This is a genomic window from Neobacillus kokaensis (assembly GCF_014656545.1).
Lineage (GTDB): Bacteria > Bacillota > Bacilli > Bacillales > Cytobacillaceae > Neobacillus > Neobacillus kokaensis.
Genome location: NZ_BNDS01000003.1, coordinates 183908 through 201465 on the forward strand (window position 1 = coordinate 183908; position 17558 = coordinate 201465).

Below are 17558 nucleotides of genomic sequence, written 5' to 3' on the forward strand. Positions count from 1 at the left end.
CTTATGGGAGAGATTCTGACAATGGCGATGCCGAAGGGAAGGATTTTTGAAGAAGCGGTGGTATTGCTTCGTAAAGCAGGCTACAAGCTGCCGCCGGAATTTGATGATTCCCGGAAGCTGATTATCGATGTGCCGGAAGAGAATTTGCGGTTTATTTTAGCAAAGCCGATGGATGTTGCTACATATGTAGAGCATGGTGTCGCTGATGTCGGTATTGCCGGCAAGGATGTTTTATTAGAGGAAGAGCGGGATGTTTACGAGCTTCTCGATTTAAAAATCAGCCATTGCTATTTGGCGGTTGCCGGGCTGCCAGATACAAAAATGAACGATGTAGCACCAAGGGTCGCAACCAAGTACCCGAATGTGGCCGAAGCCTATTTCCGTGAACAGGGCGAGCAGGTGGAAATTATTAAATTAAATGGCTCAATCGAACTTGCCCCGTTAATCGGTTTATCCGACAGGATCGTCGACATTGTTTCAACCGGCCGGACGATGAGAGAAAACGGCCTCGTCGAATATGAAAGAATCGTCGATGTGACATCACGATTAGTTGTTAATCCTGTCAGTTACCGAATCAAGGACGTGCAGATTGACGAGCTGGTCACAAGGCTTCATAAAGTTGTTTCAATGGGGGAGCTTTAAATGAAAATACTAAAAGTCAATGAACTCATTTCGATAAAACGTTCGGTGGAAGCTGGAACATCAGAACAGCAGACTGCTGTGAAGGCGATTATCGCTGAAGTTCGCCAGCGGGGCGACGAGGCGGTAAGAGAGCTGACGGAAAAATTTGATCAGGTTCGATTATCTTCTTTTTCTGCAACGGAACAAGAAATCGAAGAGGCCTATGGCCAGGTTACTGAAGAATTCGTTGCGATTGTCCGTGAAGCAGCAGCAAATATCCGCTCTTTCCACGAAAAACAACTCCGACCATCGTGGATGACAACAGAGGAGAACGGAACGATTTTGGGGCAAAAAATTATTCCTTTAGATTCGGTTGGAGTGTATGTACCAGGAGGAACAGCAGCTTACCCGTCGTCCGTTCTGATGAACGTAGTTCCTGCTAAGGTTGCAGGTGTTAAACGGATAGTTATGGTTTCACCGCCTGATCGCCAAGGGAGTTTACCAGCGGCTGTACTCGTGGCTGCGAAGGAAGCCGGTGTAGAAGAAATTTATAAGGTTGGTGGAGCGCAAGCGATTGCGGCACTTGCCTATGGAACGGAATCGATTGCCTCTGTTGATAAAATAACTGGTCCAGGAAATATTTTTGTCGCTTTGGCTAAGCGTGAGGTATATGGTGATGTTGATATTGATATGATTGCTGGTCCAAGCGAGATTGCCATTTTAGCAGATGATACAGCCCGGCCTGATGAAGTTGCTGCTGATTTGCTGTCGCAGGCCGAGCATGATCCAAGAGCCTGCAGTGTATTGGTTACTCCTTCGATGGCACTTGCGGAAGCAGTTGGGGCAGAGGTTGAAAAGCAGCTGGCCGTGCTGCCGCGCCGTGAGATTGCTTCTCGTTCCATTGCTGATTACGGGGCTATTTATGTAACGGCTGATTTGGATGAAGCGGTTGAGGTTGTAAACCAGCTGGCACCGGAGCATCTAGAGGTGATCACAGCCGATGCAATGGAGCTGCTTGGAAAAATCCGCCACGCGGGAGCGATTTTTATCGGAAGGTACAGCTCGGAGCCAGTCGGCGATTATTTTGCCGGTCCGAACCATGTGCTGCCGACAAATGGCACTGCTCGGTTCTCCAGCCCGCTGAATGTGGACGATTTTCAAAAAAAATCGAGCGTGATAGTTTACAGCAAGAATGCTTTTATGGAGAATGCCGGAAAAATTGCCGCATTTGCACGCATGGAAGGACTTGAAGCTCACGCCCGGGCTGTGGAAGCACGGCTTAAGAATGACTAATAGATTTGATTTTTTATCATTTGCAAATATCTGCGAGTCCATTTCCAAAACGAAGGATTGACTTTGTTTTGCCAATGAGAGCAGGTTCCATTGCCCGAAAAGCGGAAAAAATTGCTCACACGGTCAATGCAGGGAATATTTCACTTTAACTAGTCTAGGAAGACATATCAACGTTTTCTATAAAAATAATTGTATATCAAGGAGAACACCCTCATGGAAAGAATCGCAAGTATAGATAGAAAAACAAACGAAACCCAAATTAAGCTGGCATTAGAAATAGATGGCGAGGGCCAATCAAACCTCGAAACTGGCGTCCCTTTCATGACTCATATGCTAGACCTCTTTACAAAGCATGGACAATTCAATTTAACAGTGGATGCCAATGGAGATGTCGAGGTGGATGACCATCACACGACCGAAGATATCGGCATTTGCTTAGGACAGGCACTACGTGAAGCGTTAGGGGATAAAAAAGGAATAAAGCGTTACGGGAATGCCTTTGTTCCAATGGACGAGGCACTTGCACAAGTTGTCGTAGACCTTAGCAATCGCCCTCATCTTGAAATGCGTGCTGAGTTTCCGTCACAAAAGGTCGGTACCTTTGATACGGAGCTAGTACATGAATTTCTTTGGAAACTGGCGCTTGAAGCTCGGATGAACCTTCATGTGATTGTCCATTATGGAAAAAATACTCACCATATGATTGAAGCTGTTTTTAAAGCATTAGGGCGTGCGCTTGACGAAGCAACAACGATTGATCCGCGCATCAAAGGCGTTCCATCGACAAAAGGTATGCTTTAATACGTTCTTCGTACATGGAACGAAATCACAAAAACTTAGGGCGGTGAATGGCACCATGATAGGAATCGTAGACTACGGCATGGGGAACTTGTTCAGTGTCAGCAAGGCACTTGAACGACTCAACGCCGATTATTTTATTACTTCAGATAAAAATAAATTGCTGCAAGCAGACGCATTAATCCTTCCAGGGGTCGGCTCTTTCCGCGATGCGATGGAACTGCTGCCGGCAGAAACGATTAAAGAATTTGCTGCTACAGGTAAGCCTCTGCTCGGCATCTGTCTTGGCATGCAGCTTCTTTTTGAAAGCAGTGAGGAAAATGGCCATACCAAAGGCTTGGGACTGCTCCAGGGAAGTGTCCGCCGTTTCCCTGGAAAATTAAACGACAGCAACTCACCATACAAAGTACCACATATGGGCTGGAACCGGCTTGAGTTTGTTCAACCATCACCGCTTACAGAAAACCTTGTCGAAGATTATGTTTATTTCGTTCATTCTTACTTTGTAAATGCGGAAAACTCAAAAGTCACGATTGCAAAAACAAACTATTACGAAGAAGTGGCAGCGGTAGTAGGGAAAGATAATATTTTTGGCATGCAGTTCCATCCAGAAAAAAGCAGCAAGCTTGGGATGGCCCTTTTAGGTAACTTTTTAAAAATAGCTTCAGAAAGGAACGCGGTCCGATGAACTTAACAATTTATCCGGCGATTGATATGCGGGGCGGAAAATGTGTCCGCCTGCTGCAAGGGGATTATGGTAAGGAAACGGTTTATGGGGATTCACCATTTGATATGGCTAGTCAATTTGCAAAAGATGGCGCAGAATGGATCCATATGGTCGACCTTGATGGTGCCAAGGACGGCATGCGGGTAAATGACCGTTTTGTGATTGAGGCGGCAAAGAAACTGCCAAACGTAACTATTCAAATTGGCGGTGGTATTCGCACCGAAGCAGATATTGTTCACTACCTAAACAATCAGGTCGAGCGCGTAATTATCGGCAGCATCGCCGTTTCTAACCCGGAGTTTGCGATTGAAATGATTAAAAAGTACGGTCCCCAAATTGCGATTGGCATCGATGCGAAGAATGGTTATGTGGCTACACACGGCTGGCTTGAAACATCAGAGGTGAAGGCGATTGAGCTTGGCAAACGCTTTGCTGATGCTGGGGCAGAGACATTTATTTTTACAGATATCGCAACCGATGGTATGCTGTCCGGACCGAATATCAAGGCGGTTCAAGAAATGGCTGAAGTTACAGGCAAGAACGTCATTGCCTCAGGCGGGGTCAGCAGCCTAGATGACCTACAGGCAATCGCGCAAACCCAAACGATCCGCGGTGCGATCGTTGGAAAAGCATTATATGAAAACCGATTCACCTTGATAGAAGCGTTAAAAGAGGTGAGTTCACAATGACCCTGACCAAACGAATTATCCCCTGCCTGGATGTAAAAGACGGACGAGTTGTTAAAGGGATTCAATTTGTTCAGCTTCGCGATGCCGGAGATCCTGTGGAATTGGCAAGAGTGTATGATGAGCAGGGTGCAGATGAATTGGTGTTTTTAGATATATCCGCATCAGTGGAAGGCCGAAAAACAATGGTTGAGGTTGTTAAAGCTGTAGCCTCTGAACTGGCGATTCCATTTACAGTCGGCGGCGGTATTAATTCTCTTGAGGATATGAAAAAAATTCTTCGTGCCGGTGCTGACAAGGTGTCGTTAAATACTGCAGCGGTACAAAACCCAACATTAATTAAAGAAGGGGCCGATTTCTTCGGTTCGCAGTGCATAGTAGTCGCAATAGATGCAAAATTTGACCCAGCCGTCAATACATGGCGTGTTTATACTCACGGCGGGCGCAAGCCGACTGATAAACTGGTCATCGACTGGGCGAAGGAAGCGATGGAACTTGGCGCCGGGGAAATTTTATTAACAAGCATGGACAGCGACGGCGAAAAAAATGGCTTTGACTTAAATTTGACGAGAGCGGTCAGCGAAGCGGTTACGATTCCTGTCATTGCCTCAGGCGGCGCCGGAAATGCGGAACATTTTGCTGAGGCCTTCGAAAAAGGAAAAGCAGATGCGGCCTTAGCTGCTTCGATTTTTCACTATAAAGAAACCTCTGTCCAAGAAGTGAAAGGCTATTTGCATGAAAAGGGAGTGACGGTTCGATGAGTTCAAACGAAATTAAATTTGATGAAAAAGGGCTTGTACCAGCAATTGTCCAGGATGCTGAAACATTAGAAGTATTGACATTAGCTTATATGAATAAGGAATCTCTTGAGAAAACACAGGAAACCGGTGAGACTTGGTTCTATAGCCGGTCACGCCAAGAATTGTGGCACAAAGGGGAAACAAGCGGCAACACTCAAACTGTCGTCGATATAAAATATGATTGTGACAAGGATGCGCTGCTTGTCCTCGTAAACCCTAAAGGCCCGGCATGTCACACGGGTGCTGTCAGCTGTTTTACTCAAGGAGTGACGGAGCGCAAAACAAGCTTAGGAGACTATGAGATTTTACAAACTCTTGAAACGGTCATCCAAAAACGCGAGAAAGAGCGTCCGGAAGGCGCCTATACCACCTATCTTTTCGAAAAAGGTGTAGATAAGATTTTGAAAAAAGTCGGCGAAGAATCTTCCGAAGTCATTATCGCAGCGAAAAATCGCAGTCATGAAGAATTGAAGTGGGAAGCAGCCGACCTCTTGTATCACCTGCAGGTATTGCTGGTAGAACAGGGACTGCCATTTAAAGAAGTATTGAAAACTTTAGAAGAAAGACACAAAGACCGGTCTTAATTGACTGGTCTTTGTTGTATTTTTGTGTTGAAAAATAGTCTCGCAGACAATTTCCATCGACACCCAGCCTAAACCCCTTCTCGCATAGCCATCAAATGTGTTATACTACATAGGTTATGAAAGGATGATGGAGGACTTCATGAGTAAAGACGCAAAAGCAAGAATGCAAAAGGGGAAAATTGTTTCGTTTGTACCTACGGGGGAATATTATTTTAAGAAGGGGATCAAGGCATACCATCGACGTGACTTTATAAATGCAAAAAAATATCTGGGACGGGCGCTGCAGCTTGAGCCGGGTGAACCGATGATTGCATGCCAGTTGGCGATTGTGTCAACAGAACTGGGCGAATTTGAACATTCCAACCGACTCCTACACCTCATCCTTGAAGATCTAGATCAAGAAATGGTTGAATGCCACTACTTTTTAGCTAATAATTATGCCCATTTGGGATTTTTTAAAGATGCATACCATCATACAATGCTGTATCTTCAGCTGGATCCCGATGGTGATTTTACTGAAGATGCTGAGGAGCTGCTTGAGCTGCTAGCATTTGAATCAGAAGAGCTTGAGGATGAGTTATATGGCCAAGATGACCTGATCATAAAGCAGGAGCAGGCACGCGACTTACTGGAATCTGGCTATTTTCCTAAAGCCATTGAGCTGTTAAAGGAAGTTGTTGAAGAGTATCCGGAATACTGGTCTGCTTATAACAACTTAGCGCTTGCCTATTTTTACCTAGGTAAAACGGAAAAGGCGGAAGCTATTCTAGATGAGGTGCTGGAACGTAATCCGGGAAATCTGCATGCCTTGTGCAATAAGATGGTATTTGCCCACTATCAAGGACGAATTAAATTTGTGAACCAAATGATTGATTCATTGAAAAAAATTCAGCCGCTTTTAAGTGAACAGCAATTTAAGCTTGGAACTTCATTTGCCTTGGTCGGTGAATATGAGCATGCCTATTTTTGGCTGAGAAAATTATATAAAACCGGCTTTGATGGAGATGGTCCATTTTATTATTGGCTTTCCTATGCTGCCTATTATACGGGCCGCGAAAATTTTGCCCAAACCATCTGGAAAAGACTTCTTGAGATTAATCCGGAAAAGGAAGGCAGTGAACCATGGAAAGCGGAGGATCAGGACCAAGCGAACGGATTTGAAGATATTTCCGGATCCATTTTTCAAAAACTTGAAAGTGATTACGTGGAAGAGCGGCTATTTGCCTTATTTTTGACATCTGTTTCAAGTAAAAAAGATGAAATTATTACGTCCAAAAAGCTGTTCCAAAACCATAAATTAACGACTTTAGAAAAAGAATATATTTCACTCATTCGTTCCGGTAAGCCATCGAAGACAGCGGATGCCCAGGAAATTGCAGAACTGTTTTATCAAAACTACCAGCCAATTGGCACTATTGAGGCTGGCCTCTACCTAATGTGGTTTTCGGTGTTTGTAGAAGCAGCAAAGGCAGGCATTCACTTAAAAAACAAACGTGCATGGGCAGGTGCGGTTGAGTATGTCTGGCACAAGCTGCGCAGCGAAAAAGTTTCCCAGCAGGAGGTTGCCAAACGATATGACATCTCATCAGCTACCGTTGGCAAATATGTAAAATTAGTTAATGAATTTTTAAACTAAAAATCTAAGCAGATTTTTGGACTATATAACAATTGTTTATTACGATTAAGTGGTAATACTAAACTTAATCGTTTTTTTTTATAATTTCAGCGTCAGCGCTCCCGAATAAAGCGCTATTGCTGTTTAAATAAGGAGTGAAGTTTAACATGACAGAAGAAAAAATTTATGATGTCATTATTGCCGGAGCCGGTCCTGCAGGAATGACAGCAGCAGTATATACATCACGTGCCAGCCTTTCCACGCTAATGATTGAGCGTGGAATGCCGGGGGGGCAAATGGCCAACACAGAAGACGTAGAAAATTATCCGGGTTTTGAAAGCATTTTGGGTCCTGACTTATCCACCAAAATGTTTGAGCACGCGAAAAAGTTTGGTGCAGAATATGCTTATGGCGATATTAAGGAGATTGTCGATCATGGCGACTACAAGGTCGTAACGGCAGGATCAAAGCAATATAAGGCTTACTCTGTAATTATCTCTACAGGTGCTGAGTATAAGAAAATCGGTGTTCCTGGTGAGCAGGAGCTTGGCGGACGCGGGGTTTCTTATTGTGCTGTCTGTGATGGAGCCTTTTTCAAAGGAAAAGAGCTTTATGTGATCGGCGGAGGCGACTCAGCGGTTGAAGAAGGCGTGTATTTGACTCGTTTTGCTTCAAAGGTAACGATTGTCCATCGACGCGACCAGCTTCGTGCACAAAAAATTCTGCAAGACCGTGCCTTTGCTAACGAAAAAGTCGACTTTATCTGGAATCATACTGTGAAATCTATTAACGGCAAAGATGGAAAAGTGGGCAGCATTACGCTTGTGTCAACAAAAAATGGTGAAGAGCAGGAACTGCCGGCAGATGGCGTGTTTATTTACATCGGTATGGTGCCGCTGACAAAGCCATTTGAAGCTTTGGGCATTACCAATGAAAATGGCTATATTGAAACAAACGAAAAAATGGAAACAAAGGTACCTGGAATCTTCGCTGCCGGTGACGTTCGTGAAAAAACACTTCGTCAAATTGTAACGGCTACGGGCGATGGAAGTATTGCAGCCCAAACTGCTCAGCACTATATTGAAGAATTAAAAGAGGAAATGAAATTAAAGAAATAAAACTTAACTCTTTTTTCATTTAACTGTAACAGTAGTGAAATAAAGATAGGGTATGATAATAGAAATTGACCCCCTTTAATTTTATATACCTTTTTGTGCGCAGGACCAGTAGCCTGCGCTCTTTTTTTGCTTTGAGAATTGTCTAGCGCAATCGGCCTACCCTCGAGGTCACAAGTCAATCCGTCAAGAAGGTTATAGAGCAACCTTCTCGCCGGCTCCCCTTGTGCTATGCCTGAGGCTGACCACTAAGGAAAGCTCCCTAGAATAATCATCGCAGGAACAAGCTGTGCTTGTTCCGAAGGCGCTTACGCTTTTCTTTCAATTATCCATTTTGATTCATTGTGACTGATTCTTAAAAATAGTATAATGAGAAGAATAAATTATACAGGATATTAGGGCGGTTGCTCTTTTTGAAGAAGGTGAATAGGATGCAGCGGGTTACCAATTGTGTGCTGGTGAAAGATGAAAAAGTATTATTGCTGCAAAAACCGCGCAGGGGCTGGTGGGTAGCTCCCGGCGGGAAAATGGAGCCTGGTGAATCGGTACGCGACTCATGTATAAGAGAATACCGTGAGGAAACAGGAGTATACTTGAAAAATCCTAAGTTAAAAGGTATTTTTACCATGATTATGAAAGAAGGAGACCAGCTTCTTTCAGAATGGATGATGTTTACGTTCGTTGCGACAGAATCAGACGGTATCGATCTTGACGAATCGGAGGAAGGAAAGCTTTCGTGGCATCCTTTTGACGATATAAAAGATCTGCCAATGGCTGCCGGCGACTATCATATTATTGATTATATGATTCACGGCAAAGGAATCATTTACGGCACATTTACCTATACAAAAGACTTTCAGCTGATTAGTTATCGTTTAGATCCCAGCTAAGGAGGAAGAAGAAATGAGTACCGGTTCGACAAGTGATGTTCAAATCGTGATAATTACCGGAATGTCCGGCGCCGGAAAAACTGTTGCCATCCAAAGCTTTGAAGATTTAGGGTTTTTCTGTGTCGACAATCTGCCTCCCACATTGCTTCCAAAATTTTTAGAACTAATGAAGGAATCCGGGAATAAAATGAATAAAGTTGCTCTTGTTATGGACTTGCGTGGACGAGAATTCTTTGATCATCTGTTTAAATCATTGGATGAACTGGCAGAAACCTCGTGGGTGACGCCAAGAATACTATTTTTAGATGCAAATGATGCTTCATTGGTCAGAAGGTACAAGGAGACGAGAAGATCTCATCCACTGGCCAAGTCAGGACTCCCGCTTGAAGGCATCTCTCTTGAAAGAGAGCTATTAGAGGAATTAAAGGGAAGGGCTCAATTAATTTACAACACTTCCCAGATGAAACCACGGGAATTACGTGAGAAGATAGTAGAGGAATTCACTGCGAATAAACAATCGATCTTTACCGTCAATGTTATGTCATTTGGATTTAAGTATGGAATCCCCATCGATGCTGACCTCGTGTTTGATGTACGCTTTTTGCCGAATCCACATTATATTGAGCATATGCGTCCGAAAACAGGACTTGAGGATGAAGTATCCAGCTATGTTCTAAAATGGAATGAAACGCAAAAGTTTTTGGAAAAAGTGACAGATTTGCTCACGTTTATGCTCCCGCATTACAAACGTGAAGGGAAGGCGCAGCTTGTAATTGCTATAGGCTGTACCGGCGGCCAGCATCGTTCTGTAACGTTAGCTGAGTATATCGGGAGGTTTTTCCAAAAGGATTATAAAACCGTCGTTTCGCATCGTGACATTGAGAGGAGAAAGGAAAAAACAACATGAGCGATTATGGCCAGCCACGAATTGTCGTGATCGGCGGCGGAACAGGGCTGCCTGTTTTACTAAGAGGACTAAAACAGTTTCCCGTTGAAATAACCGCTATTGTGACGGTTGCCGATGATGGCGGCAGTTCGGGCAGAATCCGAGAGGATCTGAATATTCCGCCTCCAGGTGATATCCGTAATGTGTTAGCGGCATTATCGGATGTGGAACCATTGGTGGAAGAGATGTTTCAGCACCGCTTTAAAACCTCGAATGAGCTTTCAGGCCATTCGCTTGGTAACCTTATCCTGGCAGCGATGACTTCGATTACCGGCAATTTTGTTTATGCCATACAAGAAATGAGTAAGGTGTTAAACGTTCGGGGGAAGGTCCTGCCAGCTGCTAATCAGAGCGTAGTTTTGCATGCTGAAATGGAAGATGGTTCAGTTGTTTCAGGTGAATCAAAGATCCCTTATTCCGGGAAAAAAATAAAAAGGGTATTTTTGACCCCGGATAATATTCGGCCATTACCGGAAACGCTTCAGGCCATTCGTCAGGCTGATTTAATTATCCTTGGACCCGGCAGTTTATATACGAGCATTTTGCCAAATCTTCTTGTTCCGAAGTTAGGGGATGAGGTGTGCCGTTCAAGGGCTAAAAAGGTATATATTTGCAATTTAATGACCCAGGCTGGTGAGACACACGGTTTTACCGCAAGTGATCATGTCAAAGCATTTTATGACCATATGAAATGCGGCTTTATTAATACCATTCTGGTAAATAATAAAGAAATTCCTCAGGATGTCCAGCTGCGCTATAAAGAAGAGCTGGCGAGCCCCGTTGCATATGACATGCCGCAATTGTTTGAGCTTGGGCTTGATGTGGTTCATGCTGATATTGCTAATCTTGAAAAAGGCGCATTAAGGCATGATCCGAAAAAGGTAGCTAAAATATTATATAATTTGTTGATTGATGAAACCCAAAAGCGTTATGAAGCGTAAATAAGATTGTCATTTTGAAAATATTTTCATAGCAGTTTTTATGGAGGTGAGGGAAATGTCTTTCGCTTCGGAGACGAAAAAAGAATTAACAAATCTGGAAGTGAAAAGCTGCTGTATCCGTGCGGAGCTGTCAGCACTTATCCGTATGAACGGTTCCCTTTCCTTTTCAAATCGCAAAGTGGTTGTCGATATTCAAACCGAAAATGCAGCGATTGCCAGAAGAATTTATACTTTATTGAAAAAAAGATATGAAGTCCAAGTTGAGTTGCTGGTCAGAAAAAAAATGCGCTTGAAAAAGAACAATGTCTATATTGTCCGTTTGTCACAGCAAGCAAAGGAAATTTTGGAAGACACGATGATTTTAGGAGAAGGATTTACATTTATTCATGACATATCAGCCGAGCTTGTGAAAAAGAAATGCTGTAAGCGCTCGTATTTACGCGGTGCTTTTCTAGCGGGCGGTTCTGTAAATAATCCAGAAACGTCATCCTATCATTTAGAAATTTCTTCACTCTACAAAGAACATAACGACTCATTATGTGAGCTGATGAATACCTTTGGGCTAAACAGCAAAACGCTGGAACGCAAAAAAGGCTATATCACGTACTTAAAAGAAGCGGAGAAAATTACTGAGTTCTTAAATATCATTGGTGCCCATAATGCCCTGCTTCGCTTTGAAGATGTAAGAATTGTCAGGGATATGCGCAATTCTGTAAACCGCCTGGTAAACTGTGAAACCGCTAACCTAAATAAGACAATTGGTGCCTCCATTCGGCAAGTAGAAAATATTCGCTATATTGATCAAACGGTTGGTCTGCAAATTTTACCTGAAAAGCTGCGGGAAATTGCCGAGCTTCGTATGCAATATACCGATGTCACGTTAAAAGAGCTGGGTGAAATGGTGTCCGGGGGGAATATCAGTAAGTCCGGAATCAATCACCGTTTGCGTAAAATAGATGAAATTGCTGAAAGGCTGCGTGCAGGGGATTTTCCAATTAAAAAATAATCATTTTATCTTTGTGAAAAATTAAACAAATAAAGAAGAGAGACTTTGAGGAGGAATTTATATTATGTTAGAGAAACAAGTAGAAGTAAAATTGAAAACAGGTTTGCAGGCACGGCCAGCGGCTCTTTTTGTTCAAGAGGCGAATCGCTTCTCTGCGGATATTTTTTTAGAAAAGGATGGCAAAAAGGTTAATGCTAAGAGCATCATGGGCTTAATGAGCCTTGCGGTTGGCTCAGGTGTAGAAATTACAATTATTGCTGACGGCGATGATGAAGAAAATGCCATCACTGCGTTAACGGATTTTATTGAAAAAGATCATTAATAATATTTTTTAAGAGACAGCATAGGTTTGGCCAAAGGGGACCAGACCTTTTTGCTATACAAAAAAAACAACCGGCAGAATATTGCCGATTGTTTTATGATGATTATTTTTCTTTTTTATCAAGGATATTACGGCTGATGATGCTATCGATTAGACCGTATTCTTTCGCTTTTTCAGCTGTCATGAAGTTATCGCGGTCGGTATCACGCTGGATGATTTCCATTGGCTGGCCAGTGCGCTCGGCTAAAATGCCGTTCAATTTTTCACGAAGGAAAAGAATGCGCTTTGCGGCAATCTCAATTTCTGTTGCCTGACCTTGAGCACCGCCAAGAGGCTGGTGAATCATGACTTCAGCATTTGGAAGGGCGAAACGTTTGCCTTTTTCACCTGCTGCTAATAAGAAGGCACCCATTGATGCCGCCATACCAATGCAAACGGTTGATACATTTGGACGGATATATTGCATCGTATCATAAATGGCCATACCAGCTGTAATACTTCCGCCAGGGCTATTGATATAAAGAGTGATATCTTTTTCAGGGTTTTCAGCTTCTAGAAATAGTAATTGGGCGACAATGCTGTTGGCCACATTGTCATCAATGGCGCTGCCAAGCATGATAATCCGGTCTTTAAGCAGACGGGAATAAATGTCATAGGCTCTTTCACCGCGGTTTGTTTGTTCAATAACTGTAGGAATTAAATTCATTTTCTTTCCTCCTTTGGATTGAAAAGGGTTAAAACTATGTATAGTTATCATACACTGATGGTCAATAAAGGTCAAACAATACACCTTTATTTTGTTCGACAACTTTCCCCTAACAAGGATATCCATTCTGACAAATTTTAAAACCTATTACCCTCTTGCAAAGATGGAGATAATGTCATATAATATGAAAGTCGCTAATATTTAGCCCTCGTGGTGCAATGGATAGCACGCAAGATTCCGGTTCTTGAAATTCGGGTTCGAGTCCTGACGAGGGCGTTATAAAAACCTCCTGATCATTCATTGACAGGAGGTTTTTATTTTTATTATTAAAAACTTCGAGTCTACCACTTTTACATACATACAAAAGTATCCAATACAAATTTTCTAATACACCAATTCGCCTCTTTCATGTAAAATAGTCTTAGGGGGGAAGAAACATGAATTTAAAAGCAGGTTTATGGCAGCAGCAGACGCTTAAGCTGGCGATGACCCAGGAGCTGTCTCAGGCAATTGCTTTATTGCAATACTCAGCTCAAGAACTGAGTGAATTTTTGGAAAATAAGGCACTTGAGAATCCTCTATTACAAATCGAGAATGTTAATGTACAGCCGATGAATCCCCTGATTGATCGAAATCGGAAAAAGCATCAGAAGGTGGAAAAGGACTGGATTGAACAAATTGCCTCAAAAACATTCTCACTTGAAGAGCAATTAATGTCACAACTAAATATAAAAGCATTATCAGGGGAACAGTTACGAGTAATTCGTTATTTAATTCAGCATTTGGATGAAAACGGTTACTTTACAGGAAACTTGGAAGATATTGCATTGAAACTCAAGGTTTCAGAAGAGTTAACGGAAAATTGTTTAATGATGATTCAGAACCTTGAGCCAGTTGGAATCGGAGCGAGAAATTTACAGGAGTGTTTGTTGATCCAAGTGGATTATGAATTTCCTGACAACGATTTGGCTAAAAAGATTCTTACCAATTATTTTGTTCCTTTTGCAGAGAAGAAATGGAAGATGATTGCAAAGGAGTTACAGGTATCATTAAAGGATATTCAGGATGTATTTGATGAGATTCAAATTTTAAATCCTAAACCTGGTGCTATGTTGGGGCGTGAGACGTCTGCTTATATAATTCCTGATGTGATTATCGAGCAATCGAATGACGGCCTGACCGTTCGGATGTTTGATGACACACTTCCGAAAATTACGTTTAATGAACAATATCTTAATCAATTTAAGGACAAGGACCAGCAGGTTAACCGTTTCCTTCAGGATAAGGTGCAGGATTATCAGTGGATTCTTAAAAGTATCGAACAGCGCAGGGAAACATTGACGAGGGTTGTAACCAAAATTGTAGAGAAGCAAACAGCTTTCTTTCAAAAGGGTCCGCAAAATTTAGTGCCAATGACGATGAAAGAGCTGGCGGTTGAGCTTGATATTCATGAATCTACGGTAAGCAGGGCAGTTCGCGAAAAATATGTACAGACGCCAATCGGTACCTTTACATTAAAATCATTTTTCACGAGCACAATTCAAACCGTTTCAGGAGACGAAAATACTTCATCTAGTCAAGTGAAAAATGCCATCAGCCGCTTAATTGATAACGAAAACAAAGAAAAGCCTCTATCCGACCAAGACATCGTCGAACACCTTAAAACAACCGAAGGAATCGTCGTTTCACGACGAACCATCGCAAAATACCGCGACCAGCTGGGCATCCCCTCCTCTTCTAAGAGAAGAAGGTTTTAATAGCAGTTTGTGAAATTTCACATTATCTTGCTTCAGCGTCTGACCAAGGCATTTCCGCTTTTCGCGGTGTCTGACACCAACAGAGAAAGGAACATATTTATATGCAGAAAGTTACATTGTATTCTCGCGGCCGTTGTCCTTTGTGTGAAAAGGCGAAGGCGGTGCTGCTTGAGCTAATGAAAGAATATGATTTTGTTCTTGAGGAAGTGGACATTGAACAGAGTGATGAATTAACCGAGCGCTATGGTTTGATGATTCCAGTCGTTCATATTGACGGGGAAGAGGCAGCTTTCGGGTTTGTAAATAAATATGACATTAGTAATCATTTAAGGAAAAAGTGCGGAACGCCGCAATGATTCATTCTAAACAAATAGTTATGAAAAATATATATTATCCTATTCAAAAGAGTCTAGTTTAGCTCTGCTCACCCCGCCTTAATCATATGAAGCTAAATAGTTGAAATTAATTTTCACTCCTGCTACAATAAAAATGTAGCAAGGGTGAATTTTTTTTGCGGCTAGTGGGACATAATATGTCTATGGTGGACATTTTTTGACCAATAACATATTATAAAGGAGTAAACGACTTATGCAGTCATTCATCGATATCGCAAAAAGATTATTGCCTGATTTCCTGCCAGTTCTGCAAAAAAGGTATACCATACTTCGCACAATCGGATTCATGCAGCCTGTTGGGCGCAGAAGTCTGGCTGTAAGCCTAGGCCTAACGGAAAGAATTCTTCGTAGTGAAGTAGACTTCCTCAAAGAGCAAAATCTTATTTCTTCCAATAATATTGGTATGAGTTTGACACAGGAAGGAAGAAATTTGCTTGAGGACCTGGAAGGCTTGATGCGTGAATTGAAAGGAATCGATGTCCTTGAATTGGAGCTGAAGCATCGATTAGGCATCAAAAAGGTAATTATCGTACCTGGTGATGGCGATAAGTCACCACTCGTTAAGCGCGAGCTTGGCAAGGCCGCAGCCACAAGTATGAAAAAGCTGTTCCAGGGGGAAAATATCATCGCTGTGACTGGCGGTTCGACTATGGCCGCAGTTGCTGATCAATTAACTCCTGAATCTAGCGATAAGAAATTATTGTTCGTACCAGCCCGAGGCGGAGTAGGGGAGGACGTCCAAAATCAAGCGAATACCATTTGCGCGATTATGGCAAGCAATACCCACTCTAGGCATCGAGTTTTCTATGTGCCTGATCAGGTAAGTCCAGAAATTTATCAATCCCTTATTAAAGAGCCGGATATACATGAAAATTTAAAGTTGATTCAATCTGCTAACATGGTTCTTCATGGGATTGGAGATGCTATTACAATGGCCGAGCGGCGAAAAAGTTCATCAGAACTATTAAAGAAGCTAGAAGACGCGGAAGCTGTTGGAGAAGCATTTGGCTATTATTTTAATGAAGATGGCGAAATTGTCCATAAGGTTTCAACTATTGGAATTCAATTGGAAAACCTGAAGGAAATTCCGCATGTCCTCGCTGTTGCTGGCGGGGCATCAAAAGCAAAGGCAATCAAGGCCTATATGAAACAGGCACCAGCATCCACTATTTTAGTGACAGATGAAGGTGCAGCAGAAACATTAGTTAAAGCTTAGTAATAATATTTTAAAAAATAAATGTTTTACCCAAATAAAGGAGGAAATCAATCATGACAGTAAAAGTTGGTATTAATGGATTTGGACGTATTGGACGTAATGTATTTCGTGCAGCATTAAATAACGAAAATGTAGAAATCGTGGCAATCAACGACTTAACAGATGCAAATATGCTTGCACATCTTTTAAAATTTGACACTGTTCACGGCACACTTGCTGAAGATGTAACTGTTGACGGTGAATACTTAGTAGTTGGCGGCCATAAAGTGAAAGTTATCGCTGAGCGCGATCCTGCACAGCTTGGCTGGGGCGACCTTGGTGTAGAAGTTGTCGTTGAATCAACTGGCCGTTTCACTAAGCGTGAAGACGCTGCGAAACACTTAGAAGCAGGTGCGAAAAAAGTTATTATTTCCGCTCCAGCAAATAACGAAGATATTACAATCGTTATGGGTGTTAACGAAGACAAATACGATCCAGCAAACCATCATGTACTATCAAACGCTTCTTGTACTACAAACTGCTTAGCACCGTTTGCTAAAGTATTAAATGATCAATTCGGCATCAAGCGTGGTATGATGACAACTGTACACTCTTATACAAATGACCAGCAAATTCTTGACTTGCCACACAAAGATTACCGTCGTGCCCGTGCAGCTGCGGAAAATATGATTCCTACAACAACTGGAGCAGCAAAAGCAGTTGCCCTTGTTTTACCTGAATTAAAAGGTAAATTAAACGGTATGGCAATGCGTGTACCTACGCCAAACGTATCTGTTGTTGACCTTGTGGCTGAATTAGAAAAAGACGTTACAGCTGAAGAAGTAAACGCAGCATTAAAAACAGCTGCCGAAGGTCCATTAAAAGGCATCTTAGATTACACAGAGCTTCCATTAGTTTCTCGCGACTTTAATGGTTCTGCTGCTTCATCTACTATTGATGCATTATCAACAATGGTCCTTGAAGGCAACATGGTGAAAGTATTATCTTGGTATGATAACGAAGTCGGTTACTCTAACCGCGTTGTTGACCTTGTTGATTACATTGCACAAAAAGGACTATAATTTTTGATTGTCTAGCTCCAGCGCCTAAGGCCTCGAGGTCATAAGCCAATCCGTCTAGAAGGCTAAAAAGCAGCTTTCT

19 protein-coding genes and 1 tRNA gene are annotated in these 17558 nt (G+C 42.4%); 19 read left to right on the plus strand and 1 reads right to left on the minus strand.

Going from position 1 to position 17558, the window contains the following annotated elements:
* The first annotated feature begins 3 nt into the window (after window positions 1-3).
* The 14 genes from hisG (at window position 4) to IE222_RS05425 (ending at window position 12344) form a co-directional block, all read left to right on the plus strand.
* Window positions 4-642 (plus strand): ATP phosphoribosyltransferase, encoded by a 639-nt coding sequence (hisG, locus tag IE222_RS05360; RefSeq protein ID WP_191270473.1) that lies wholly within the window; start codon window positions 4-6, stop codon window positions 640-642.
* Window positions 643-1914 (plus strand): histidinol dehydrogenase, encoded by a 1272-nt coding sequence (gene hisD / locus IE222_RS05365; RefSeq protein ID WP_191270475.1) that lies wholly within the window; start codon window positions 643-645, stop codon window positions 1912-1914. It abuts the gene before it with no gap.
* A 213-nt stretch (window positions 1915-2127) separates the two neighbouring features.
* Complete coding sequence (gene hisB / locus IE222_RS05370) at window positions 2128-2715, plus strand: imidazoleglycerol-phosphate dehydratase HisB (RefSeq protein WP_191270476.1); 588 nt, start codon at window positions 2128-2130, stop codon at window positions 2713-2715.
* Between the two features lie 55 nt (window positions 2716-2770).
* A complete protein-coding gene (hisH, locus tag IE222_RS05375; RefSeq protein ID WP_191270869.1) occupies window positions 2771-3400 on the plus strand; it encodes an imidazole glycerol phosphate synthase subunit HisH in 630 nt (209 codons plus the stop codon).
* Window positions 3397-4128 carry a 1-(5-phosphoribosyl)-5-[(5-phosphoribosylamino)methylideneamino]imidazole-4-carboxamide isomerase gene (gene hisA / locus IE222_RS05380; RefSeq protein ID WP_191270478.1) on the plus strand — a complete coding sequence of 244 codons (732 nt, stop codon included), beginning with the start codon at window positions 3397-3399 and terminating at the stop codon, window positions 4126-4128. The genes hisH and hisA overlap by 4 nt, the downstream gene beginning before the upstream one ends.
* A complete protein-coding gene (gene hisF / locus IE222_RS05385; protein ID WP_191270480.1) occupies window positions 4125-4886 on the plus strand; it encodes an imidazole glycerol phosphate synthase subunit HisF in 762 nt (253 codons plus the stop codon). The genes hisA and hisF overlap by 4 nt, the downstream gene beginning before the upstream one ends.
* Window positions 4883-5509 (plus strand): bifunctional phosphoribosyl-AMP cyclohydrolase/phosphoribosyl-ATP diphosphatase HisIE, encoded by a 627-nt coding sequence (hisIE, locus tag IE222_RS05390; protein WP_191270482.1) that lies wholly within the window; start codon window positions 4883-4885, stop codon window positions 5507-5509. The genes hisF and hisIE overlap by 4 nt, the downstream gene beginning before the upstream one ends.
* Before the next feature lie 139 nt (window positions 5510-5648).
* Window positions 5649-7145 carry a tetratricopeptide repeat protein gene (locus tag IE222_RS05395; protein WP_191270484.1) on the plus strand — a complete coding sequence of 499 codons (1497 nt, stop codon included), beginning with the start codon at window positions 5649-5651 and terminating at the stop codon, window positions 7143-7145.
* A 146-nt stretch (window positions 7146-7291) separates the two neighbouring features.
* On the plus strand, window positions 7292-8242 hold the full coding sequence (trxB, locus tag IE222_RS05400) for a thioredoxin-disulfide reductase (RefSeq protein WP_191270485.1): 951 nt from the start codon (window positions 7292-7294) through the stop codon (window positions 8240-8242).
* A 428-nt stretch (window positions 8243-8670) separates the two neighbouring features.
* Complete coding sequence (locus tag IE222_RS05405; protein WP_191270871.1) at window positions 8671-9129, plus strand: 8-oxo-dGTP diphosphatase; 459 nt, start codon at window positions 8671-8673, stop codon at window positions 9127-9129.
* Between the two features lie 13 nt (window positions 9130-9142).
* Window positions 9143-10036 (plus strand): RNase adapter RapZ, encoded by an 894-nt coding sequence (gene rapZ, locus IE222_RS05410; RefSeq protein ID WP_191270487.1) that lies wholly within the window; start codon window positions 9143-9145, stop codon window positions 10034-10036.
* Complete coding sequence (gene mgfK / locus IE222_RS05415) at window positions 10033-11016, plus strand: gluconeogenesis morphogenetic factor MgfK (protein ID WP_191270489.1); 984 nt, start codon at window positions 10033-10035, stop codon at window positions 11014-11016. Before rapZ ends, mgfK begins: the two co-directional genes overlap by 4 nt.
* Window positions 11017-11071: 55 nt before the next feature.
* On the plus strand, window positions 11072-12022 hold the full coding sequence (gene whiA / locus IE222_RS05420; RefSeq protein ID WP_191270491.1) for a DNA-binding protein WhiA: 951 nt from the start codon (window positions 11072-11074) through the stop codon (window positions 12020-12022).
* Between the two features lie 64 nt (window positions 12023-12086).
* Window positions 12087-12344, plus strand: a complete 258-nt coding sequence (locus IE222_RS05425) for an HPr family phosphocarrier protein (RefSeq protein ID WP_191270492.1) — start codon at window positions 12087-12089, stop codon at window positions 12342-12344.
* Between the two features lie 103 nt (window positions 12345-12447).
* Here IE222_RS05425 and clpP read toward each other — a convergent pair whose 3' ends face one another.
* Window positions 12448-13050 carry an ATP-dependent Clp endopeptidase proteolytic subunit ClpP gene (gene clpP / locus IE222_RS05430; RefSeq protein WP_191270494.1) on the minus strand — a complete coding sequence of 201 codons (603 nt, stop codon included), beginning with the start codon at window positions 13048-13050 and terminating at the stop codon, window positions 12448-12450.
* A gap of 204 nt (window positions 13051-13254) precedes the next feature.
* Between clpP and IE222_RS05435 the strand changes: the two genes are divergently transcribed.
* From IE222_RS05435 to gap, 5 genes are all read left to right on the plus strand, one after another.
* Window positions 13255-13326 (plus strand) — tRNA-Arg (locus tag IE222_RS05435).
* A 161-nt stretch (window positions 13327-13487) separates the two neighbouring features.
* Window positions 13488-14807, plus strand: a complete 1320-nt coding sequence (gene rpoN, locus IE222_RS05440) for an RNA polymerase factor sigma-54 (RefSeq protein ID WP_191270496.1) — start codon at window positions 13488-13490, stop codon at window positions 14805-14807.
* A 101-nt stretch (window positions 14808-14908) separates the two neighbouring features.
* A complete protein-coding gene (locus IE222_RS05445) occupies window positions 14909-15163 on the plus strand; it encodes a glutaredoxin family protein (RefSeq protein WP_191270498.1) in 255 nt (84 codons plus the stop codon).
* A gap of 232 nt (window positions 15164-15395) precedes the next feature.
* Window positions 15396-16418 (plus strand): sugar-binding transcriptional regulator, encoded by a 1023-nt coding sequence (locus tag IE222_RS05450; RefSeq protein WP_191270499.1) that lies wholly within the window; start codon window positions 15396-15398, stop codon window positions 16416-16418.
* 53 nt (window positions 16419-16471) lie between these two features.
* The gene (gene gap / locus IE222_RS05455) at window positions 16472-17479 is read left to right on the plus strand and encodes a type I glyceraldehyde-3-phosphate dehydrogenase (RefSeq protein WP_191270501.1); all 1008 of its coding nucleotides are present in this window, start codon (window positions 16472-16474) and stop codon (window positions 17477-17479) included.
* Window positions 17480-17558: the final 79 nt, after the last annotated feature.